Source organism: Carnobacterium alterfunditum DSM 5972, from assembly GCF_000744115.1.
Classification (GTDB): Bacteria; Bacillota; Bacilli; order Lactobacillales; family Carnobacteriaceae; genus Carnobacterium_B; species Carnobacterium_B alterfunditum.
Genome location: NZ_JQLG01000004.1, coordinates 1,999,342 through 2,021,338, shown reverse-complemented (window position 1 = coordinate 2,021,338; position 21,997 = coordinate 1,999,342). Strand labels below are relative to the sequence as shown.

The 21,997-nt window shown below is 34.9% G+C and carries 21 protein-coding genes and 1 tRNA gene; 6 read left to right on the top strand and 16 right to left on the bottom strand.

The features are described from left to right. Nucleotides 1–21: 21 nt before the first annotated feature. From BR50_RS09995 to BR50_RS09980, 4 genes are all read right to left on the bottom strand, one after another. Nucleotides 22–92: transfer RNA gene (locus tag BR50_RS09995), tRNA-Ala, on the bottom strand. 53 nt (nt 93–145) lie between these two features. Then, nucleotides 146–925: a Cof-type HAD-IIB family hydrolase gene (locus BR50_RS09990; protein WP_034548382.1), complete on the bottom strand. Its 780-nt coding sequence runs from the start codon at nt 923–925 to the stop codon at nt 146–148. A 135-nt stretch (nt 926–1,060) separates the two neighbouring features. Continuing rightward, entirely contained in the window at nt 1,061–2,836 is a 1,776-nt protein-coding gene (locus tag BR50_RS09985) for an ABC transporter ATP-binding protein (RefSeq protein ID WP_034548380.1), read from the bottom strand. Continuing rightward, a complete protein-coding gene (locus BR50_RS09980) occupies nt 2,833–4,563 on the bottom strand; it encodes an ABC transporter ATP-binding protein (RefSeq protein WP_034548378.1) in 1,731 nt (576 codons plus the stop codon). Before BR50_RS09980 ends, BR50_RS09985 begins: the two co-directional genes overlap by 4 nt. A gap of 620 nt (nt 4,564–5,183) precedes the next feature. Between BR50_RS09980 and BR50_RS09975 the strand changes: the two genes are divergently transcribed. Beyond that, nucleotides 5,184–5,399 carry a DNA-directed RNA polymerase subunit epsilon gene (locus tag BR50_RS09975; RefSeq protein WP_034548377.1) on the top strand — a complete coding sequence of 72 codons (216 nt, stop codon included), beginning with the start codon at nt 5,184–5,186 and terminating at the stop codon, nt 5,397–5,399. Continuing rightward, nucleotides 5,399–7,069 (top strand): ribonuclease J1, encoded by a 1,671-nt coding sequence (rnjA, locus tag BR50_RS09970; RefSeq protein ID WP_034548376.1) that lies wholly within the window; start codon nt 5,399–5,401, stop codon nt 7,067–7,069. The genes BR50_RS09975 and rnjA overlap by 1 nt, the downstream gene beginning before the upstream one ends. A gap of 57 nt (nt 7,070–7,126) precedes the next feature. Here rnjA and BR50_RS09965 read toward each other — a convergent pair whose 3' ends face one another. The 5 genes from BR50_RS09965 to liaF all read right to left on the bottom strand — a co-directional run bounded on the left by BR50_RS09965 (nt 7,127) and on the right by liaF (nt 10,711). Further along, entirely contained in the window at nt 7,127–7,420 is a 294-nt protein-coding gene (locus tag BR50_RS09965) for a HesB/YadR/YfhF family protein (protein WP_034548373.1), read from the bottom strand. 121 nt (nt 7,421–7,541) lie between these two features. After that, complete coding sequence (locus BR50_RS09960) at nt 7,542–8,201, bottom strand: potassium channel family protein (protein ID WP_034548370.1); 660 nt, start codon at nt 8,199–8,201, stop codon at nt 7,542–7,544. Nucleotides 8,202–8,265: 64 nt separating this feature from the next. After that, nucleotides 8,266–8,898, bottom strand: a complete 633-nt coding sequence (locus BR50_RS09955) for a response regulator (protein WP_034548367.1) — start codon at nt 8,896–8,898, stop codon at nt 8,266–8,268. Continuing rightward, complete coding sequence (locus BR50_RS09950) at nt 8,895–9,980, bottom strand: sensor histidine kinase (protein WP_034548364.1); 1,086 nt, start codon at nt 9,978–9,980, stop codon at nt 8,895–8,897. The genes BR50_RS09955 and BR50_RS09950 overlap by 4 nt, the downstream gene beginning before the upstream one ends. After that, a complete protein-coding gene (liaF, locus tag BR50_RS09945) occupies nt 9,977–10,711 on the bottom strand; it encodes a cell wall-active antibiotics response protein LiaF (protein ID WP_034549147.1) in 735 nt (244 codons plus the stop codon). Before liaF ends, BR50_RS09950 begins: the two co-directional genes overlap by 4 nt. A 217-nt stretch (nt 10,712–10,928) precedes the next feature. Between liaF and BR50_RS09940 the strand changes: the two genes are divergently transcribed. Together BR50_RS09940 and BR50_RS09935 are read left to right on the top strand one after the other, a co-directional pair. Continuing rightward, complete coding sequence (locus BR50_RS09940; RefSeq protein ID WP_034548361.1) at nt 10,929–11,495, top strand: helix-turn-helix domain-containing protein; 567 nt, start codon at nt 10,929–10,931, stop codon at nt 11,493–11,495. Then, nucleotides 11,459–12,325 (top strand): IS3 family transposase, encoded by an 867-nt coding sequence (locus BR50_RS09935; protein WP_081884465.1) that lies wholly within the window; start codon nt 11,459–11,461, stop codon nt 12,323–12,325. The genes BR50_RS09940 and BR50_RS09935 overlap by 37 nt, the downstream gene beginning before the upstream one ends. 392 nt (nt 12,326–12,717) lie before the next feature. Here BR50_RS09935 and greA read toward each other — a convergent pair whose 3' ends face one another. The 6 genes from greA to BR50_RS09905 all read right to left on the bottom strand — a co-directional run bounded on the left by greA (nt 12,718) and on the right by BR50_RS09905 (nt 16,529). Then, entirely contained in the window at nt 12,718–13,191 is a 474-nt protein-coding gene (gene greA, locus BR50_RS09930; protein WP_034548358.1) for a transcription elongation factor GreA, read from the bottom strand. A 213-nt stretch (nt 13,192–13,404) separates the two neighbouring features. After that, complete coding sequence (gene udk, locus BR50_RS09925; RefSeq protein ID WP_034548355.1) at nt 13,405–14,031, bottom strand: uridine kinase; 627 nt, start codon at nt 14,029–14,031, stop codon at nt 13,405–13,407. 74 nt (nt 14,032–14,105) lie between these two features. After that, on the bottom strand, nt 14,106–15,260 hold the full coding sequence (gene mltG, locus BR50_RS09920; RefSeq protein WP_034548352.1) for an endolytic transglycosylase MltG: 1,155 nt from the start codon (nt 15,258–15,260) through the stop codon (nt 14,106–14,108). A 176-nt stretch (nt 15,261–15,436) separates the two neighbouring features. Continuing rightward, nucleotides 15,437–15,775, bottom strand: coding sequence for a DUF1292 domain-containing protein (locus BR50_RS09915; RefSeq protein WP_034548349.1), 339 nt, complete (start codon nt 15,773–15,775; stop codon nt 15,437–15,439). Nucleotides 15,776–15,840: 65 nt separating this feature from the next. Beyond that, complete coding sequence (ruvX, locus tag BR50_RS09910; protein WP_034548346.1) at nt 15,841–16,263, bottom strand: Holliday junction resolvase RuvX; 423 nt, start codon at nt 16,261–16,263, stop codon at nt 15,841–15,843. After that, nucleotides 16,263–16,529, bottom strand: a complete 267-nt coding sequence (locus BR50_RS09905; RefSeq protein WP_034548343.1) for an IreB family regulatory phosphoprotein — start codon at nt 16,527–16,529, stop codon at nt 16,263–16,265. Before BR50_RS09905 ends, ruvX begins: the two co-directional genes overlap by 1 nt. 258 nt (nt 16,530–16,787) lie before the next feature. Between BR50_RS09905 and BR50_RS09900 the strand changes: the two genes are divergently transcribed. Together BR50_RS09900 and BR50_RS09895 are read left to right on the top strand one after the other, a co-directional pair. After that, entirely contained in the window at nt 16,788–18,080 is a 1,293-nt protein-coding gene (locus tag BR50_RS09900; protein ID WP_034547075.1) for an ISL3 family transposase, read from the top strand. 83 nt (nt 18,081–18,163) lie between these two features. Then, a complete protein-coding gene (locus BR50_RS09895) occupies nt 18,164–19,123 on the top strand; it encodes an IS30 family transposase (protein ID WP_034547073.1) in 960 nt (319 codons plus the stop codon). A gap of 139 nt (nt 19,124–19,262) precedes the next feature. Here the strand turns inward: BR50_RS09895 and alaS are convergent, their stop codons facing one another. Beyond that, entirely contained in the window at nt 19,263–21,911 is a 2,649-nt protein-coding gene (gene alaS, locus BR50_RS09890) for an alanine--tRNA ligase (protein ID WP_034548339.1), read from the bottom strand. Nucleotides 21,912–21,997 lie beyond the last annotated feature (86 nt).

The window sequence follows — 21,997 nt, the reverse complement described above, 5'->3', positions numbered from 1 at the left end:
GACTTGTTATAAATTACAGTATGGAGTCTACGGGAATTGAACCCGTATTAACTGGCTGCCAGCCAGTCGTAATCCCATTATACCAAGACCCCAGAGTAGAACGCTGTCAGTTGATCGCTCTCACAGCTGAGTTATACTCCTAACATTATATCAAATTAAGTTCTTTCAATGCAATATAAATTCCATCTTCATTACAACTTTTTGTCACTTTATCTGCTCTTAATTTAACACTTTCCAAAGCATTTCCCATAGCCACTCCGGTACCGACTTTTTCGATCATTTCTAAATCATTCAGACCATCTCCGAATGCAATAGTATTTTCTACATCATAGCCATTTTCTAATGCTACTCTTAAGACAGTATTAGCTTTTGAACCATCATGAGGTAGAACATCAACTCCAGAATCATGCCAGCGCACAAAGCGGAATTTTGAAAATTGATTACTCTCATAAAGATACTTTTCATCTTCTCGGTAAAAAAGTAACCATTGAACTAGTGAATTGTGTTGATAGAAATCTTGATCAAACTTAGGAACGCCATAACCGACAGACTTCATTGCCGTTGTTATCCTAACATTAGCTAATTCATTTCTTCTTCTTAATTTAGCAGGAGTTTCATAGATGATTTGATGGTTATTTAAATCCGCTACTTTAATGAGTTTCTCTAGTTGAACCGGATCCAACGGGTTCTCGTAAACTTGTTCCTTATGTAAGTATCCTGCTGCTCCGTTGCAAACAATATAATGACTGATTTCTAATTCATCGATTATATTTTGAGCCATAAATAAATTTCTTCCGGTAGCAATTGCCACTTCATGACCATTTTCTTTAAGCATTTTAATAGCTAATTTAGTACTATCTGGAATAAGTTTCTGATTATTTACTAAAGTGCCGTCGATATCAAAAAAAATCATTTTCTTTTGCATGTTTAAGTTTTCCCCCTCTTATTCATACTTCTAAAGTAATTGTACCCTTTAATGCCCTAGACTGCTAGACTGAAAAATAAAAAATCACGAAGATTCAGTATTACCGAACCTTCATGATTTTTTTATTCGTTTATTTTACTCTTTTTCACTAAATTGGCTGTTATATAAATTCGCATAAAATGCTCCTTTTTCAAGCAGCTCCTCATGTGTTCCTTGTTCAATGATTTCACCTTGATCCATGACTAAAATCAAATCAGAATCTCGGATCGTGGATAGGCGATGGGCAATGACGAAACTTGTCCGGCCTTCCATAACTTTTTTCATGGCTTTTTGGATTAAGCTTTCTAATCGTGTGTCTACTGAGCTGGTCGCTTCATCCAATATCAATATTTTCGGGTCAGAAATAATAGCACGTGCAATCGTTAGGAGTTGTTTCTGCCCTAATGATACGTTGGATGTTTCTTTATTTAATTTCATATTATAACCATCTGGCAACGTACGAATAAAGTGATCCACATTCGCTGTCTTAGCCGCTTCGATGACTTCTTCATCTGTTGCATCAAGCTTACCAAAACGAATATTTCCAGCAATCGTCCCGCTGTAGACCCACGCGTCTTGCAAAACCATTCCAAATAAAGAACGAACATCTTGTCTGGACATTGATTTCGTATCGATACCGTCAATTTTGATTGCCCCTTGATCAACATCATAAAAACGCATCAATAAATTGATCAATGTCGTTTTACCTGCCCCTGTTGGACCAACAACGGCGACCGTCTGACCTTTTTTTACCGTTACATTTAAATCAGTAATAAGCGGCTTTCCTTTATCATATCCGAAAGATACATGTTCAAAATCTACATATCCTTCTACAGTAGCCGGTAATGGGTATTCTATTTTATTAATTGGTTCTTCTGGTTCATCCAAAATTTCAAATACGCGATCAATAGCCGCTGCTGCACTTTGTATGACCCCAGAAAGTTGTGTGATTTGAGAAATAGGCTGATTGACTTGCCAAATATACTGTGTGAAAGCTTGTAAATTACCCAAAGATAAACTTCCCATAATAACCAAAAACCCTCCACCTAAAGCAATACCAAAATAAGCCATATTGGATACGAAGCCTACTAAAGGGTTCATAATACCAGAAATAAACGCCGCTTTAAAACCATAGTTATTTAAATTTTCATTGATTCCTTTAAATTCTTCTAATTTATCTTTTTCTTTGCCGTAAAGTTTAATTTCAGTAAATCCGCTAAAACTTTCTTGGACATGCCCATTCATCGCTCCTAAAGATTCTTGTTGCCCTCTAAAATACGGCTGCGATTTTTTAATGATCGCTTTGGAAATGATAAAAGATAGTGGGATCGTAGCCATAATAACCAAAGCTAATGGAACAGAAATATAGAGCATCATCGTTATAGCAAATACGATTCCCATAAATGAATTAACCATTTGAATAAGACTTTGTTGCAGCGCATTACTGATTGAATCGACATCATTTGTTACACGACTCAAAATATTTCCTTGCTGATTTCGATCAAAGTAAGATACTGGAAGACGGTTTATTTTTTCTTCAATTTCATTTCTTAAATCGCGCATTGTATTTTGGACCACATTAGTCATGATATATGAAGATAGATACAATGTGATTTGATAAATACCTGCCATCACTAAAATAATAATGACGATATTTCGAAGATATGAAAAATTAACGGCTGCATTTGGTACGTTATTCAGCATATCAGCAACATTATTTGCTAACTCAGTCATAGCTAGTCCTATTATATAAGGTTGCAAAGCATTAACTATCATACAGACGATCGTTAATGCTATGGCAGATAGAAAACCAGTTTTATAGGGTTTAACATATTGCCAAATTCGACGTACAGAATCTTTCATATGACTCATGCTAACTCCTCCTTAGACAACTGCGATGAGGCAATATCATAATAAACATCTGATTTTTTTAATAGTTCTTCATGTGTTCCTTGAGCAACCACAATGCCTTTATTTAAAACAATGATATTATCTGCATGCATAATTGTACCTACTCGCTGTGCAACAATTAAAACAGCAGCCTTTTTGGTTTCTAATTTTAAGCGGGCTCTAAGTTTTGAATCTGTTTGGTAATCCAATGCAGAAAAGCTATCATCAAAAACATAAATATCCGGTTTTTTTATGATTGCACGTGCAATTGACAGTCGTTGTTTTTGTCCGCCAGACATATTGCTTCCGCCTTCAGACAAAAATTCGTCAAATTTATTTGGTTTCCTTAAAATAAAATCTTTTGATTGTGAAATATCTGAAGCTTCTTCAATTTCTTCAATATCAGCATCCGATTTCCCATAGAGCATATTGTCAGTGATCGTCCCAGTAAATAACAAAGCTTTTTGAGGAATGTAGCCAATTTTTTGACGCAGTGCACTTAATTTGTACTCTCTAACATCTACACCGTCTACTAAGATGCGGCCTTTTGTAACATCGTAGAATCGCGGAATAAGTTGGATCAAACTCGATTTGCCACTACCTGTACTTCCAATAAAAGCAGCTGTTTCACCAGGCTTCACAGTGAAACTAACATTTTTTATAACAGGTTCTTCTGTATCTCCAGGATATGCGAATGTCACATTTTCAAACGTTAAGTATCCATGTGTTTCTGTTTCAGTTACCCCATTCTCATTCTCTGTTATTGAAGGTTCTGTATTTAAGACTTCTTCAATTCGCCTAGCTGATACGGCAGCTCTTGGGTACATTGTAAAGATGTTAGCAAACATCATAAAAGAAAAGAGCGCATGAAAGATGTATTCAATAAAAGCTATTAAACTACCAACTTGAAGATCGCCATTGTTGATTTCTATGGCCCCTAACCAAATAACAACTACGAAGATACAGTTAAATATGATAGAAAAAGTAGGCATTGCTAAAGCCATCAGTTTAAATAATTTTTTAGAAACGATCATATAGCTGTCATTCACTTGGTAAAATCGGCTCTCTTGAAATTTTTCTTTCACAAATGCACGGATAACTCTTAAACCAGTCAAATTTTCTCGTAAGTTCAAATTGATTTCATCTAAATTTATTTGTTGTTTATTCGATAATGGTGCTGAACGTTTCCCGATAAAATATACAATTCCTATTAAAAATGGTACAGCAATCAGTACGACATAGGATAACGATGGACTTGTTCGAATAATCATAATAAAACTAGCAATGAACATAAGTGGTGTCATCATTCCTATTCTAAGCACCATCTGCATAAATACCATAATTTGAAAAGCATCATTCGTTGTACGTGTTACTAAAGATGAAACACCAAATTCATTGTATTCTTTGTGTGAAAATGATTGAACTTTCTCAAAAATATCATTACGGATATCACGAACGATCCTTGTAGTGATCTTGCTTACAGTGTAAGCCAAACCAATCAATCCAATCAAACCGATAATAGAAATAACAATCATCCATGTTCCATAATAGGCAACTACATCATAATCATTAAACATTAAACCTTTATTGATCAATTGGGCTAATAAAGTTGGCAAGCCCAGTTCAATTAAAATAAAACCAAAAACATATAAAAAATTTAAAAATACTAACTTTTTATATTTTACAGTGTACCTCCACATTAACTCCATTTTCCCATCTCCTTATCTTTAAATAAACCGTTTATCGTTTTCAATTTCCTTCGTTTATCTATGTATGAAGCTAAATTTTATCTTTAATTTACAAAATAACTGTGCCGAAAAATATCTATTATACTATAGCATATTTTATGATTTTAAATCAGCAACTTCTATAGGTTTTTTAATAGATGATGAATAATATTTATCTGTATTTATATATTCGCATATCTACTCTACATCAAGTTCATAAAAAGCTGATGCAGCATCTATGCCATGAAGTATGCTTATTTGGAGCTATTCACCCTTTTGTCAAACTCACTGTTTACATCAAAACTAACTTTCTATACTTAATTAATGAATTATGTTAAAATAAGGTTAGCTGTTGTGTACTTACCACAACCACTAGTTCGGGAAAAATACTAAACTGAATAAAAGAATAAATCAGAATTTTTTCTTGTGGCTTTACATTCATGTTAAGGAATTAAACTGACGTGGTTTTCTTTTAATCACCTATGAGGATATTTCATAGATTGATTTTTTCGTAATACAAAACACTTCACCAATAGTTTTATAAAAAAATAGATAAACGTTCTTTAAAAAAACTAAAGAAGGTTTAAAGAGGAGAGAAATAGATGATTTTTAAAGTCAATTATCAAGAAACAAAATTAAGAAACCCCAAAAGAGAAGATACTGAGGCACTTTATTTAGAAGCAGAAAGTGAAGTTGCAGCACGTGAATTAGTTGAACAAAACACCCCCTATAATATTGAATTTGTTCAACAAATCGATGGAAAATATCTTGAATATGAAAAGACTAGTGCAGACTTCAAACTAGTGGAGTTCAACTAATGAAACCTTCTATAAAAAATAATGAAGCAGCTGTCTTTGCCATTGGGGGTTTAGGGGAAATTGGTAAAAATACGTATGGTGTTCAATTTCAAGATGAAATAATCATTGTTGACGCTGGTATTAAATTTCCTGAAGACGATTTATTAGGAATCGACTATGTCATTCCTGATTATAGTTATATTGTACAAAATATTCATAAAGTAAAAGCTTTAGTGATTACGCATGGCCATGAGGATCATATCGGTGGAATTCCTTTTTTACTAAAACAAGCCAATATTCCAATCTATGCTGGACCACTCGCTTCAGCTTTGATTCGCAACAAATTAACAGAACACGGCTTATTACGTGATACTGAATTACATGAAATTGGTGAAGATGACGTTATTAAATTTCGTAAAACAAGTATAAGTTTTTTCAGAACGACTCACAGTATTCCCGAATCTTTTGGTATTGTTGTCAAGACTCCACCCGGCAATATTGTATTAACTGGAGATTTCAAGTTTGATTTCACCCCAGTTGGTAAACCGGCTAATTTGCACAGAATGGCTAAAATAGGCGATGAAGGTGTATTAGCTCTAATGTCAGATAGTACAAATGCTGAAATCCCTACTTTCACAAAATCTGAACAAGTAGTTGGAGAGTCTATCACAAGTATCATACAGAAAGTAGAAGGACGTATTATATTCGCTACTTTTGCTTCAAACATTTCACGTTTGCAACAAGTTGCGAATGCAGCCATTAAAACAAAAAGAAAAATATCTGTATTTGGCCGTAGCATGGAATCATCTGTTGCAACAGGCCGTCAATTAGGTTATATTACTGCTCCAGAAGAAACATTTGTCGAATCAAGAGAAATCAACCGCCTTCCGGCAAGTGAAAGTATTATTTTATGTACTGGATCACAAGGCGAACCAATGGCTGCCCTAAGCCGTATCGCTAACGGTACTCATCGCCAGATCTCTATTCAACCTGGTGATACAGTTATTTTTTCTAGTTCTCCTATTCCAGGCAATACTTCAAGTGTAAATCGTGTTATCAATTTACTATCTGAAGCTGGTGCAAATGTTATTCACGGAAAAGTAAATAATGTTCATACATCTGGACATGGTAGCCAACAAGAACAAAAATTGATGCTTCGTTTAATGAAACCTAAATACTTTATTCCTGTCCATGGCGAATACAGAATGCAAAAAATACATGCTGGGCTTGCTGAATTGGTTGGAATTCCAAAAGAAAATTCTTTCATCTTGGATAATGGAGATGTTGTTGCTTTAACAGCTGATTCTGCCAGAGACGCTGGACACTTCGAAGCTGGAGATGTTTATGTTGATGGAAAAGGTATCGGCGATATTGGAAACGTCGTTTTACGAGACCGTAAACTTCTATCTCAAGAAGGTTTAGTCGTCGTCGTCGTAACGATCGATTATAAGTCTAAAGAAGTGCTAGCTGGTCCTGATATTCTTTCTCGTGGTTTTATTTATATGCGTGAATCAGGAGAATTGATCAATGACGCACAACAAGTCATGACAAAGAGCCTAAATAAAAGTTTAGCAAATGACAAAATAACCGAACAATCCTTAAAAAACACCATTATTGAGAGTTTAAAACCTTTCTTGTATGAACGTACTGAAAGACACCCTATGATTTTACCAGTTATTATGCCTGTTTAATCAAATAAAAAAGACCGTATACAGACTCTTTTAAGAGTTCTGTATACGGCCTTTTTTCTATTGTTCAATAAAGTGATAAATAGGTTCATCACGTTCTTTATCAAAACTAACTTGCAAATCATACCCGCTAAAAAACCATTCATCGTGTTTATCAATGAAATAGGTTATACCATTTACAACTGTTTTAGCCAGAACATCATCAGGTTGGGCAACTTCCATTCCAACTGAAAATCCTTCATGAACTTCCGTCTTTCCATATACTTTTCCCGAAAATCTCACTCCAGCACCTTTTTCAAGACCAACCTCATTTTCAAACCACTCTTGTGCACTTTCAATTATACTTATTTTCATAGTAAGTCTCACAGAAATTTCTCTGTGAATCCTCCTTTCATATTAACTTATAATACTCATTAATATTAACACAATAACAGATCCAGAGGTATCTTTTGGACCTACTTTAAATAAGTTGCTCTTAAGGCATTTGGTTTTCTAGCCAATTGATTTCTTTGTTGCCACCAACAATCATTAATGTATCATCCACCTTGATGACAGCATCAGCAGCAGGGGAAATAATCATCTCTTGCCCTCTTCGAATGCCGATAACATTCAGCCCAAAGCGCTGTCTAAAATCTAATTCAAAAAGCGTTTTATTAAAGAATTTTGGATTTGTTACTTTAAGTTCAACTAATGAATACTTATCTGATAACTCCAAATAATCTACTACATTTCTTGAAACCAAATGATGTCCAATTCGGATCCCCATATCTCTTTCAGGATGGACGACGTAATCTGCGCCTATTTTTTCTAGCACTTTTCCGTGGTACTCGTTTTGTGCCTTAGCTGTGATATATGGGTTACCCATTTCTTTGATCATTAGTGTAGTCAATATGCTTGCTTGTATATCTTCACCAATTGCTATTATAACATGGTCAAAATTTCGAATACCTAATGAACGCAAAACATTTTCATCTTGAGCGTTTGCTAATACTGCATGTGTAGCAATATTCATGTATTCATTTACTCTATCTTCATTAGAATCGATTGCCAATACATCATGTCCGCTTTCAACTAGCGTCCGGCAAATGCTGCCACCAAAACGCCCTAACCCAATAATCGCAAAATTTTTCTTCATCTCATCACCAGCTTTTCTTTTACTCTATTTTTTAAAATCCATTTTATTTAATTTTTATTTTACTTTATTCAATAAGGTGATGCTTAAACGCATATATAGTCGCTTGTGTTCTATCTTCTACTTCTAGTTTAGCTAAAATATTTGAAACATGCGTTTTAACTGTTTTGAGAGTGATAAAAAGTGCATCTGCAATTTCCTGATTGGAATAACCTTGAGCAATCAACATTAGAATCTCATGTTCACGATTCGTTAGATCATCATGTAATTGGTGCGGTTGTTTTTTTGTCAGACGTTCCATCATTTTACCTGTCACCTCAGGTTCAAGAATGATTTCACCATTATATGTAGACCGTATTGCATTAGCAATCGTACTCGCTGTAGAAGTTTTCAGGATATAGCTAGCGGCTCCTGCTTCCAGTGCAGGATAAACTTTTTCATCATCAATAAAACTTGTCACAATAACTATTTTCGCTTCCGGCCAATCTTTCATGATTGCTTTTGTTGACTCGATCCCATCCATCACATCCATTACTAGATCCATCAATATAACATCTGGACGTAACTCCATAGCTTTCTCATAGCCGATTTTTCCGTTTTCTGCTTCTCCTATGACCTCTATATCAGTTTGGATAGACAAATAGGATGAGACCCCTAACCGAACCATTTCATGATCATCAACTAATAATACTTTAATCATACCATAACTCCCCCTTTTTCAATCGTGTCCATAATCGGTATCTTTATTTCCACACTTGTTCCCTTATTTTTAAAGCTAATGATTTTACAGGTTCCTCCCATACCGATTACACGTTCATTAATATTCTGCAAACCATAATTTCCAGCTTTGTTCTCAGTAGTATTAAATCCAATTCCATCATCTATCACTCTTAACAGCACAGATTGATCAATGACATGAAGATAAACTTCTAATCCTTTTGCTTTTGAATGACGTAATGTATTAGAAAGGAGCTCTTGAACTATACGGAAAAGATGATCTTCTATTCCATTCATCAACGAAACATCTTCGATATCCCATTTTAATTCAATTTGGATTTTTGTGCTCATTTCATTTAAAAGTTGTTCAATTCCTTTTTTTAATGACTTGCCTTCTAAATTGACCGGTCTTAAATGAAGCAGAAGGGCTCGCATTTCTGATTGAGCTTCATTCACAATGGATTCTATCAATTTTACCTGTCTTTGTAAAGTTTCATTTGATCCATCCATTTGTTCATTCAAAGCAGACAACATCATCATAGCAGCAAAGAGTTGTTGACTGACAGAGTCATGAAGCTCACGGGCTAATCTATGACGCTCAGACACTAATATTTCCTCTTTAGTCTGTCCATTTATTGAGTTAGATGTTTTATTGCTATTTATTTGAACTTCATTTGCTAATGCAATCAATTTTTCTCGAATATCAACGAGTGTTCTTTTTAATTCATCTGAGAGAAAATAGTCATCATTATTTTTATCAAGCAGTTGATCAAATAGATTCTTTGAATAATCTCCTTTAACAAGAGTCTGAAGTGTCTCCTCAATTTGCTGCCACTGACGTTTATTCACATAATACGCACCCAATGTTACGGCTAGACCAATCGCTACTGAGGTAGCCAATAAATACCAAATAAAAGGGATATATATAAAACGTGCCGTGAAGATATCTAAATACCAGCTTTGTGGAGAAGCTGCATAACTATAGCTAGCCATCGTAATAAAAAGTAAGAGAAAAACAAGTATACTACTAGTAAAAAAAAGTGATCTGATTGCTTTTTGTTTCATATTGTGATCACCTCTAAATCTCCTACTAATACATTTGTTATTATTTTTAAAGTTCTAGCTTGGTTTTCATAATGATTACTATACATTTTAATGGATTCATTTTCCAAGATATAACATTGTTCCTCAAATAAAATTTTACCTTTAATAGCGCTATGTTCTACCATTAAACCTATTCCAGTTGGTACTAAAATACGTGTTTTCCCGAATCCTTTTCGGATAACAATATGACTTTCCGTTTTAGGTAAAATGGTATTGCCTAAATCAATGATCGTATCGCCCATGAAAATCGAAAAATTAATATCGTCCCATTCGTAAATCGAACTCCCTATCCTTTCATTACCAAACCAATTTCTTTTAAACCGTTTAGCATTTTTGGGTAAGCGGTCTGTCGTCTCTACAACGATAATTTCTTTTTCATTCCAGGGTGCTTGTTGAAAATTAAACGTGTCCATTCCAGAAAATAATTTCCCATAATTCATATAAAAGAAAATAATGGCCACTATTGACATATACCAAAAACCACCGAGAGACATTAAAGCAAAAACTGTCGAAAAAATTCCAATAACTAAATAGGCCCTTTTTTTCCTTTCTTGGTGTTTTCGACCTAAATATATTAACCAGCACCCAATAGCAAAGAGCCCTAATATGAATAGATTATTAATAAGTTGGTATAATGCTACTATTACTAAAAGTGATTCAATTACTAAGAACCATCTCCAATTATTCTTCATGTCTATTAAGCCCCCCATGTACACCTTCTTTTGTTCAGTATACCTTTTTTAATCTATAATGTAATGTTCTTTAGCATGAACTCCAGCTAAGACTAAAGACGTATATTCAAAAAATAAGGTGGCTAAGACATAACAAGCTGAGAATAAGAAAAAGGGTCTGTTTAGGTAGCGACCCCCAAAAGTTAGAGTGAAATCTAAACTTTTGGGGGTTGTTTTTATGACAAAATATAGTGAAGAATTTAAGTTACAAGTTGTTCAAGAGTATCTAAACGGCCCTTTGGGCTTTCAATTACTAGCGAAGAAATATGCTCTTTCCTCTACAACTCCCCTTAATAATTGGGTAAAGGCATACCGAAAACTTGGTTTGGACGGTTTAAAAAGGAAACAGACGAAAGCAGCTTACTCTGTTCAATTTAAGGTAGATGTATTACACTTTATAAAACAGACAGGCACTTCTTATTCAGATACAGCCATTACCTTCGGCATGAATAATCCTTCCCTTATCGCAAATTGGAATCAAGCTTTCCAAGGCAAGGGAATTGAAGGCCTAAAACCACACCCAAAGGGGCGTCCTTCAATGACTAAAAAACCAAAAAAACAGCAACTGAAACCAGGCACATCAGCAGATTGTTCTAGACAAGAATTAGAACGAGAAATTGAACTACTGCAATTGGAGAATGCCTATTTAAAAAAGTTGAAAGCTTTTCAGAAGAATCCCGACGTCTTTCTCGAAAAGCACAAGCAGCAGTGGCATACGAACTTAAAGAAGAAGGATTCAAACTAAAAGATATCCTTCTGGTGGTGGGTATTCCAGAGTCAACCTATCACTATTACGTAAAGCAATTAAAAAAAATAGATAGTAATCAGCGACTAAAAGAACAGATTGAACAACTTTTCTTTCAGTTCAAAGAGCGATTTGGATACAAACGCATTACAAATGAACTGAAGAAACTAGGTTATAGTGTCAATCACAAGAAAGTTTATCGTCTCATGAAAGAAATGGGTTTGAAGTGTGTTAAATTTATTAGAAAATCTCGGAAATATAACTCTTATAAAGGAAAAGTAGGCACTATTGCCAAGAATAAGTTAAATAGACGCTTCTCTACATCCATCACTTTACAGAAGCTCGTCACCGACGTGACAGAGTTTAAATGTACAGGCGGAGAAAAGCTCTACCTTAGTCCTATTCTAGATCTATTTAATAGTGAAGTGATAGCTTATGGAATAAATAAACGACCTATCCTGGACTTAGTGATGAAACCTTTAGAAGAAGCCATCGGCATGCTTAAAGAATACGCCACGGTTCGTACCACTCTTCATTCTGATCAAGGTTGGCAGTATCAGCATAATCATTGGGTCAAAACACTAAAGAAAAATAACGTTTTTCAGAGTATGTCTCGCAAGGCGACTTGTGCAGATAATGCGGCAATAGAAAATTTCTTCGGCATCCTAAAACAAGAAATGTATCATGGGGAGAAATTAGTCAGTTATGAGGAATTGAAATCAAGAATTGAAGAATATATCGAATGGTATAATCATGTTCGATCAAAAGCAAAATTGGCTGGCTTAAGTCCGGTAGAATACCGAATTCAAACCAGCCAATCAGCTGAATAATAAAAACTCTAACTTTTAGGGGTCAGCACCTTATCAGGAAACTGATGAACAGACTCTTCTTTTGTTATATATTGGTTGTTTACAAAATGGTGTTGATCCTTTAAAAGAAATTTTTTCTGGAATAACGGATTTTCTTGTGCAGAACCATTGAACCGTCTGAAGCCTACAAGAGAGGATTCAGACTTTCAAGCTCCAAACGAAGCTTACTTAATTGCTAAAGCGTTAAAGCTTTGTCATTCGCATTAGGTCCTTTATATGGCTGCAAGCAGATCTTACTCCTCAAGAAATTTATCGACGATGCAACTTTTAGAAGTCCCTTTAGGATCAATAGTTAGATATGCGATGAGGCTTGGATTTATGTCCCAGCTTCTTCATTAAAAAAAATAATTCATCTAGCTGATTTCTGTGATTTTGACTAACATGTCTCCACCTGGCGTAGAAAAGGTTACTTCACTGCCTACTTTTTTGCCCATTAAGGCTTTTGCAATCGGTGAGTCATTCGAAATCAAGCCTTTAAATGGATCAGCTTCGGCACTACCAACAATCGTGTATTCTTCTTCGTCTCCATTAGGTAACTCAATGAAGCTTACTTTTCTGCCTAATGAAACTTCATCTGATGCCGTTTTTGAGTTATCAATAATCTCAGAAAAACGCAACATATTCTCGATGGTGGTCACTCTTCCTTCAACAAAAGCTTGCTCATCCTTTGCTGACTCATATTCAGAATTTTCAGATAAATCTCCAAAGCTACGAGCGATTTTAATTCTTTCTACGATATCTTTTCGTTTAACTGTTTTAAGATACTCTAATTCTTCTTCTAACTTTTTTTTGCCTTCTAAGGTCATTGGATATACTTTCTCAATCATTTAAATACGGTCTCCTTTTTAGAATCATATCTGATTCTTGCTTTCATTATTTTAGTTGAAAGCGTAATTATATTTTCAACATTGACAAGATACCATGTTGTCTTTCGTTTGTAAACAAAAAGGTCTAATTCACTCAAATTTTTAATTTGACTATCATCTTTTTATTGTTATTTAGTTATTTTAAAAAACTTAATTGTTTGGTAAAATCATTTTTCAAACTAATATACTTCTAATTTTAGTTGTCATCAAATCGATAGCCACTTGATTAGTTTCACCTTCTGGAATGATGATATCTGCATATTTTTTAGAAGGTTCCACGAATTGATGATGCATAGGTTTTACTACGTTTAAGTACTGATCAATAACTGAATTCAACGTCCGGCCTCGTTCTTCTATATCCCGCTTGATACGTCGAATAATTCGTATGTCGTCATCTGTATCTACATATACTTTTATATCCATTAATTTTCTTAATCGTACATCCTCTAGAATTAAGATGCCTTCAAGTATGATAACTTCTTTAGGTTCTTGTATAATAATATCTTTGCTTCTTGTATGTGCAGCATAATCATAAACCGGTTTTTTGATCGATTTATAATCGATTAAATCTTCTAAGTGCTTAATAAGTAAATCTGTATCAAATGCAAATGGGTGGTCATAATTTGTTTTTAAACGCTCATCGAATGATAATTCATTTTGATCTTTATAATAAAAATCTTGTTCCAGCATTAAAATAGAATGACCTGCAAATTGATTGTAGATTGCACGACTCACACTAGTTTTCCCACTACCCGATCCACCAGTAACACCAATCACTATTGGTCTTTTTTTGTTCGTCATACTTATTCCTCTTTTCTTGTGAAAAGCATTGAATCATTTGATTCAATGCCTTTTTTTCATTCATTAAAATCTCTTTATTGATTAATATATTCTGCTTGATACTCAAGATGTTGCTGATAAGTTTCGGAATAGTACACTTTTTCAGTTTCTAAATCTGCTAAGAAATAAAGATACTTTGATTCGGTAGGTTCGACGGTTGCATTTATTGCATCAGCACTAGGGTTGTTAACAGGTCCCGGGCCAAAACCTGGATGCTTGTATAAATTATAAGGAGACTCGACCGTAACATCATTATTTGTTACATATTCTTTATGTTCTTCCAATGCATAAAGAACAGCAACATCGGTTTGTAAAGGCATAGCGATATCTAAACGATTATAAAAAACTCCAGCAATTAATTTGCGATCTTCTGATGTAGACCCTTCACGTTCAACTAATGAGGATAACGTTAAAATATCATGTACTGTTTTTTTTGACTCTGTTATTTCAGGATAAAATTCTTGCATAACTTCATCCATTTTACTAATCATATTTTCAACCAATTCTTCTATCGGCATTTCTTCAGGAAAGTCATAAGTTGCAGGAAATAAATAGCCCTCTAAAGTGTATCTAGTATCTTCAGCTTTTAAAGCGGAAGTTAATAATTCAGGAAATTTTGTTTCCATTTCTTTCAGAAAGACTTTATTTTGAATAACAGCTAAGAAGTCTTTTTTGCTGTATTCTGTATTCCCTGCAATATCATCACCAATTTGATCGATCGTAGTACCTTCTTTAACTAATATTTTAGTTCCTTCATATTCGGCAATTGTTCCACCTTTTTGAAGTTGGTCAATAATTGAATCAAGAGACATCGACGGCGAAAACTCATAGTCTCCAGCTTGAAATCCTGTTTCATTATTTAAACGAATATAATAACTAAATACAATGGCACTTTTAATGACACCCTTATCTTGTAAAATTCGTGCAATATCTTTAGAACTAGAACCTGTTGGAATCTCGACTACTAATTCCGTTTTATTCTCTCTATCTAGCGGTTCTAAGGATGTGGTAACATATTGATACCCTATTACACCAAAAAGGACTAACAGTAGAATAAATGCGGCTATAATGCTAAGGACTATTTTCTTAACTAGGGTTTTTTCTTTTTGTCTTTCACTTGCTTCACCAGTAAAATTGATTTTTTCTTCTTTTTGATTTTTTATCTGGTTGTTCTTTTTTCTTTTTGACAAGAAGCGACCCTCCTAACTATACCAAGGTTTTCCTTGATTGTTTCGTTTCAACTATGACACTAACTTGTATCATTATACATGATATCATAGTTTATGAGAACAAAAAAAAGCTAACAAATTAAATTTGTCAGCTTTTCATATATCTTACTTATTGTTATACAGTTTAAATAGCCAGACTATTCTTCTTCATCTGCTAAGAATGTATTTAATACTTCTTCAACCATATCCCATTCTTCTTCAGTTTCAATTGGTTTTAATTCGCCTTGTTCTCCTGTGTCTGTTTCAATGAATGAGTAAACTTCAAGTTCAACTTCTTCTCCTTCACTAGCACCAGCAGGGTAAACAAAAACATAAGATTTGCCATAGTCATCTGAATCGAATGTAAATAAAATTTCGTATAATTGTTCATTACCTTGTTCATCTACTAGGGTAATATGTTCATGATCGTGGTCATGTTCATGATCGTGGTCATGTTCATAATCGTTATTATGGTCGTGATTGTGGTCATGTGACATTGGTCAACACTCCTTTAATATGAAATACGTTTCTTTACTATTTTAGCGCACTATCTATTGAATTACTAGTTTTGATTTTGATTCAAATAATTTTGAAGAATTATAACTGCAGCCAACTTATCGATCACTTTTTTTCTCTTAGCCCTAGACGTATTGCCTTCTTCTATGAGCATTCTTTCAGCTTGAACAGTCGTTAACCGCTCATCTTGCAAAATTACCGGTAATTTAAACGTTTCTTTGATCAATTCGGCATACCGTAGAGAAGCTTCTGCTCGGGGACCGATAGAATTATTCATATTTTTAGGTAAACCGATCACTACTTTTGTAACTTCATAACTGTTGATCAATTCGCCAATACGATCTACCCCATATTCTTCTTGTATTTCATTAATTTTAACGATTTCAATTCCCTGTGCTGTCCAGCCAAATGGATCACTAACTGCTACACCAACAGTCTTGGAACCGACATCTAATCCCATTGTTCTCATTAAGCTTTAGGTCCACTCTCTTTCAAATAAGTCTTTACAATCTCTTCAACGATTTCATCACGTTCATGGCGTCTGATTAGATTCCGAGCATCTTTATGACGTGGAATATAAGCAGGATCTCCTGAAAGCAAGTAGCCAACGATTTGATTGATCGGATTGTATCCCTTTTCTTCTAAAGCATCATAAACTAATTCCAAAGTTTCTTTGACACTTTTTTCACTGTTGTCACCAACATTAAAACGTACTGTTTCATCTGTTGAACTCATGGCCTACACCTCAATTTCTGTAACGTCTACTCTTATTTTACAAGAAAGCACTTCAAACTACAATGATTATCAGAAATGAAGATTAGATTTTTTTATTTCCAAAAAAAAAAAAAAAAAAGACCTAGACTTTTATGGCTGTATAATTTTTGGTGTGGATGAAGAAATTCATTCGCACCTATTTTTTTATAAAAAAATAGAAACAAATGAATTTTCCAGTTAGAATAAAGTCACGACAACCCACTAGAAAGGAAAATTCATATGTCTCATAATAATTGTATCCGAACTGCACTTGATTTAAAAGATAAAAATATCTTTTTTGATGAAAAATTTTGCGAGGAGAAACGAATCAAAGGGTTCAGATCAAAAGTTTTCTATGCCACTTTAACGTACAAACCCACTCACTGTGAGTGTTGTGGGATGAAGAACCACGCCTACTCTATTGTAAAGAATGGGTATTTAACCTCTAGGGTTAAATGGGTCAGTTCGACTCATTATGCAACGTCTATTCGATTAAAGAAGCAGCGGTTTCTTTGTAGAGCATGCGGTGTTACCTTTGTTGCACGTTCTCCTGAAATTGAAGAAGGTTGCTTCATCGCTAAACGGGTCAAACAGTCTATCGCGGTTGAATTAGCCGACACTATTTCTATAAAAGACCTGTCTAAACGGCATTTTGTTTCTCCTACCACTGTAGACAGAGTCTTGAAACAACTCAATCAGTCTGTTAAAAATACCTTCAAATCCTTGCCGCAACACCTCTCTTTCGATGAATTTCAATCCGTTAAAAACGTCGAAGGAAAAATGAGCTTTATTTATTCGAATGCAGACACACATGAACCAATCGATATCTTGCCAACTCGGCTGCTACTAGCTTTACGCCGTCACTTTCTTCGCTATCCCTATAAGACGAGGATGAACGTAAAAACGATTGTCGTAGACATGAACGCGGCCTACTTTACATTAGTTAAAGATCTCTTTCCTAATGCTAAAGTGATCATTGACCGTTTCCATATCGTTCAGTTGATATCACGCTCGTTGAATCAAACCAGAGTTCAAACAATGAAACAATTCCATACCTCTAATTCAGAAGATTTAAAGAATTACAGAAAATTTAAAAGGTACTGGCAACTCCTGTTAAAGGATTCAGACGACTTAAATTTTAAGGATTACCGCTATCAACGACTCTTTAAAAAACCTTTACCGAATACAGAAATCATCGACTACCTACTTACGCTCGACGAGACTCTTAAAGCGACGTATGATTTGTATCAAAATCTTCTTTATTATTCTAAAAAAAATGACTATAAAGGGTTTAAAAACCTTGTACTTAAGGCTTCTCCTAAAGAGTTATCTCCTTTTATGCAGACTGCCCTTAAAACCCTGCGTAAACACTTGCCTAGGATAAAACATACTTTTATGTATCCCTATTCTAACGGTGCTTTAGAAGGGTCAATCAATAAAATAAAAGTCATCAAACGGGTTGCTTATGGTTATCGGAATTTTCAGAACTTTAGATGTCGTATTTTGATTAGTTTTAAAGCACGCCGATTGTAAAATTAAGCTAGACAAATAAAAAAGCCATTCGTGGTACACTCAAAATGTATTTCCGACAAAAGAAGACATAGGAGTGATCACGAATGACCTACACACATCTTACCACGGATGAGCTAGTGATGATAGAATCTTATTACCACCAAAATATCTCAGTTGCCAAAATAGCCATCTATTTAAACCGAACTCGTACACCCATTTATGCCGTCATTAACTTCTTAAAAGAAGGCCATACGGCCCTTGAGTATTACCAACAGTATAAGGAAAATAAAAAACATTGTGGGCGTCACAGAATCGTTCTCCCAAAGCAACAACAGGCCTACATTAAAGATAAAGTCGCTCAAGGTTGGACTCCTGATGTCATTATCGGTCGGGCGGAAGAGCCCATTAAGTGTTCTGTCCGTACCCTTTACCGCCAATTCAAAGAAAAAATCTTTGATGAAACGACACTCCCAATGAAGGGTAAAAGAAAGCCAAATGGTCATAAAGAACGTCGAGGAAAACAAGCTTTCAAGCGGAATATCGCAGAAAGAGAGAAAGACTACCCTCAATTCAATAAAGAATTTGGCCATATAGAAGGTGACACCATTGTAGGTGTCCAACATAAAAGTGCGGTCATAACGTTAGTGGAACGTTTGTCGAAAGTCATTATTACCTTGAAACCCAAGGGACGCAAGGCCAGTGATATTGAACTAGCTATGAATCGCTGGTTTCAAGTCATTCCAAGAAATTTATTCCACTCCATAACGTTTGATTGTGGAAAAGAATTTTCTAACTGGAAATCAATATGCAACCAACATGATGTTGCTATTTATTTCGCAGATCCTGGAACACCTTCACAACGCGCTTTGAATGAAAATTCGAATGGTTTGCTACGAAAAGATGGCTTACCAAAAGAAATGGACTTTAATCAAGTCGACCAATCGTTTGTTTCCTCCGTTGCAGACAAGAGAAATAATATTCCAAGAAAATCATTGAAGTATCAAACACCATTGGAAGTATTTTTGAGTTACATGAGTGAAGATATTTTGTCTAGCTTAATTTGACAAATCAGAGCAAAAAAAAGCAGCGCGAGAAGATTCTCTCACGCTGCTTAAACAAGACGTTATTTCCAACTAAATTTAGCTCATCCACACCATTTGACGTAGAGCCACTTTTATCTAGATCTTTCCATCTTCAGTAAGCTTATTTCTTTTCATTGACCCATTCTGGAACTTTAGCTAATGCATCTTTTAAACCTGCTGGATTCTTGCCGCCTGCTTGAGCCATATCAGGACGTCCACCACCTCCACCGCCAACGAGCGGAGCAATCGTTTTGATCAGATCGCCAGCTTTAAATCCTTTTTTGATTGTTTCAGGATCAATAGCCGTCAACAAATTAACTTTTCCTTCATTTGAAAAACCTAATGCTAAAACATTTGAAATTGCTTTATTTTTCCATTGATCTGCTAATTGACGCAGTTGATTCATATCTTTCACATCAACTTCAGCAGCGACAATTGTTACACCATTAATTTCTTGTATATTATTGAAGATATCGCCAGCTTGGTCATTTGCTAGTTTTGCTTGTACTGATTCATTTTCTTTTTGAACCTCTTTTAATTCACTTTGCAATTGTTGCACTTTTAGAGAAACATCTTGTGTTTGTTGAGCTTTTACTAATTCAGCTACTTCGTTCAAAATTCTTTGTTCTATTTGCAGCAACTTATAAGCAGCTTCACTAGTTACAGCTTCAATTCTACGAACGCCAGCCCCTATTCCTGATTCAGAAATAATCTTAAAGATGCCGATTTCACTCGTATTATTGACATGAACACCACCACATAATTCTATCGAATAGTCGCCGACATTTACAACACGGACTAAATCACCATATTTTTCGCCGAATAATGCCATTGCACCCATTTCTTTAGCTTTAGCGATATTTGTTTCTACTGTAACGACTGGGATAGATTCCCATATTTTTTCATTTACGATTTGTTCCATTTCATCTAATTCTTTTCGTGTGATTTGACCAAAATGTGTAAAGTCAAAACGTAAATAATTCTGAGTTACTGATGAACCTGCTTGATTTGCATGTTCGCCTAAAATATCTTTTAATGACTGATGCAATAAATGAGTAGCCGTGTGATTTCTAGTTATTTTATTTCTTAAAACTTTATCAACTTCTAGCTTGTAGGTTTTTCCAACCGTTAGCGTCTCAAGTACTTCTACTACATGCAATGGTTGCCCTGCTGGAGCTCTCTTAACATCTAGTACATTTGCTACAATATTACCTGCAGTGTCTTTGACCACACCTTTATCGGCAATTTGCCCACCCATTTCAGCGTAAAATGGCGTTTGGTCAAAAATTAAGCGGACGTGTTCCCCTGGTTGTGCTGCCTTTACGAGTTCTTCATCCGTTGCAATAACTGTTAAAGTGCCGATTTCAGCTGTTTTATCGTACCCTACAAACCGACTCTCTTCTTTTAAATCTGAGAATAATTTTGTTTGAACACCCATTGATTTTCCAGTGCCACGAGCTGCACGAGCACGATCTCTTTGAGCTGTCATTTCTATTTCGAATCCTTCATGGTCCACTTCAAGACCTTCCTCATGTGCAAATTCTTCCGTCAATTCAACTGGAAATCCATAAGTATCATACAATTTGAAAATGTCAGATCCTGCAATTCTTTTTTCACCTTTTGTTTTTAATTCGCTGATTCGCTCATTTAAAATAGTTAATCCATCATTGATTGTTTCATGGAATCGTTCTTCTTCATTTTTGATGACTTTAACGATAAATTCTTCTTGTCCCAGAATTTCAGGATAATGGCTGTTCATTATGTTTCCGACAATAGGAACCAGTTTAAACATAAAGGCTTCATCGATACCTAATTTTTTACCATGCATGACAGCACGACGCAATAAGCGACGCAATACATACCCGCGTCCTTCATTAGAAGGCAAAGCACCATCACCGATAGCAAAGCTTACAGCGCGAACATGATCTGCAATAACTTTAAATGAAATATCATCTGTTGCATTTTCGCCATATTTTTTAGTTTTGCTCAATGACTGCACTTTTTCGATGATTGGCATAAATAAGTCCGTTTCAAAGTTTGTTGGTGCACCTTGTAAAATAGAGACGACACGTTCCAATCCCATACCTGTATCAATATTTTTATTGGGTAATGGTTCATAAGTACCATCAGGTTTGTGATTGAATTCAGAGAAAACTAAATTCCAAATTTCCAACCAACGTTCATTTTCTCCTCCTGGATAATTTTCCGGATCATTTTCAGCCAAGTCATTAAATGCTTCACCACGATCATAAAAAATTTCAGAATCTGGACCGCTTGGACCGGCACCGATATCCCAAAAATTGTCGGCCACTTCTACTATATGGTCACTAGTTAAACCGATTTTTTCTTGCCAAATCTTTTTAGCTTCTTTATCTTCAGGATAAACGGTCACATATAATTTTTCAGGATCTAAATCTAACCACTTCTCTCCTGTTAAAAATTCCCATGCCCACTCGATTGCTTCTTCTTTAAAATACTCACCGATCGAAAAATTTCCAAGCATTTCAAATAACGTATGGTGGCGAGCCGTTTTCCCAACATTTTCAATATCATTAGTACGAATACTTTTTTGTGCATTTGTAATTCTAGGATTTTCGGGAACCACAGATCCATCAAAATATTTTTTCAGTGTTGCTACTCCGGAATTTATCCATAGTAATGTTGGATCTTCAAAAGGAACTAGTGACGCACTTGGCTCAACTTTGTGTCCTTTTGATTCAAAAAAATCTAAAAATAATTGACGAACTTCGTTACTTGGTAATTTTTTCATCATATTCTTCCTTTCAAATTTAAATCTGGTAGTTGTAAAAATAAGTACAAAAAAAGTCCAACAACAGCATTGCCAGACAAGGACGA

Coding starts and splice junctions, on each gene's coding strand:
- BR50_RS09915 (WP_034548349.1), bottom strand. CDS start 15,775: ATGTCACATGACCACAATCACGACCATAATAACGATTATGAACATGAC.
- ruvX (WP_034548346.1), bottom strand. CDS start 16,263: ATGAGAACAATGGGATTAGATGTCGGTTCCAAGACTGTTGGTGTAGCA.
- BR50_RS09975 (WP_034548377.1), top strand. CDS start 5,184: ATGATTTTTAAAGTCAATTATCAAGAAACAAAATTAAGAAACCCCAAA.
- udk (WP_034548355.1), bottom strand. CDS start 14,031: ATGACGAACAAAAAAAGACCAATAGTGATTGGTGTTACTGGTGGATCG.
- BR50_RS09985 (WP_034548380.1), bottom strand. CDS start 2,836: ATGAGTCATATGAAAGATTCTGTACGTCGAATTTGGCAATATGTTAAA.
- BR50_RS09980 (WP_034548378.1), bottom strand. CDS start 4,563: ATGGAGTTAATGTGGAGGTACACTGTAAAATATAAAAAGTTAGTATTT.
- BR50_RS09900 (WP_034547075.1), top strand. CDS start 16,788: ATGTCTCATAATAATTGTATCCGAACTGCACTTGATTTAAAAGATAAA.
- rnjA (WP_034548376.1), top strand. CDS start 5,399: ATGAAACCTTCTATAAAAAATAATGAAGCAGCTGTCTTTGCCATTGGG.
- BR50_RS09955 (WP_034548367.1), bottom strand. CDS start 8,898: ATGATTAAAGTATTATTAGTTGATGATCATGAAATGGTTCGGTTAGGG.
- BR50_RS09895 (WP_034547073.1), top strand. CDS start 18,164: ATGACCTACACACATCTTACCACGGATGAGCTAGTGATGATAGAATCT.
- BR50_RS09940 (WP_034548361.1), top strand. CDS start 10,929: ATGACAAAATATAGTGAAGAATTTAAGTTACAAGTTGTTCAAGAGTAT.
- BR50_RS09990 (WP_034548382.1), bottom strand. CDS start 925: ATGCAAAAGAAAATGATTTTTTTTGATATCGACGGCACTTTAGTAAAT.
- greA (WP_034548358.1), bottom strand. CDS start 13,191: ATGATTGAGAAAGTATATCCAATGACCTTAGAAGGCAAAAAAAAGTTA.
- BR50_RS09950 (WP_034548364.1), bottom strand. CDS start 9,980: ATGAAACAAAAAGCAATCAGATCACTTTTTTTTACTAGTAGTATACTT.
- BR50_RS09965 (WP_034548373.1), bottom strand. CDS start 7,420: ATGAAAATAAGTATAATTGAAAGTGCACAAGAGTGGTTTGAAAATGAG.
- alaS (WP_034548339.1), bottom strand. CDS start 21,911: ATGAAAAAATTACCAAGTAACGAAGTTCGTCAATTATTTTTAGATTTT.
- BR50_RS09905 (WP_034548343.1), bottom strand. CDS start 16,529: ATGAGTTCAACAGATGAAACAGTACGTTTTAATGTTGGTGACAACAGT.
- BR50_RS09960 (WP_034548370.1), bottom strand. CDS start 8,201: ATGAAGAAAAATTTTGCGATTATTGGGTTAGGGCGTTTTGGTGGCAGC.
- liaF (WP_034549147.1), bottom strand. CDS start 10,711: ATGAAGAATAATTGGAGATGGTTCTTAGTAATTGAATCACTTTTAGTA.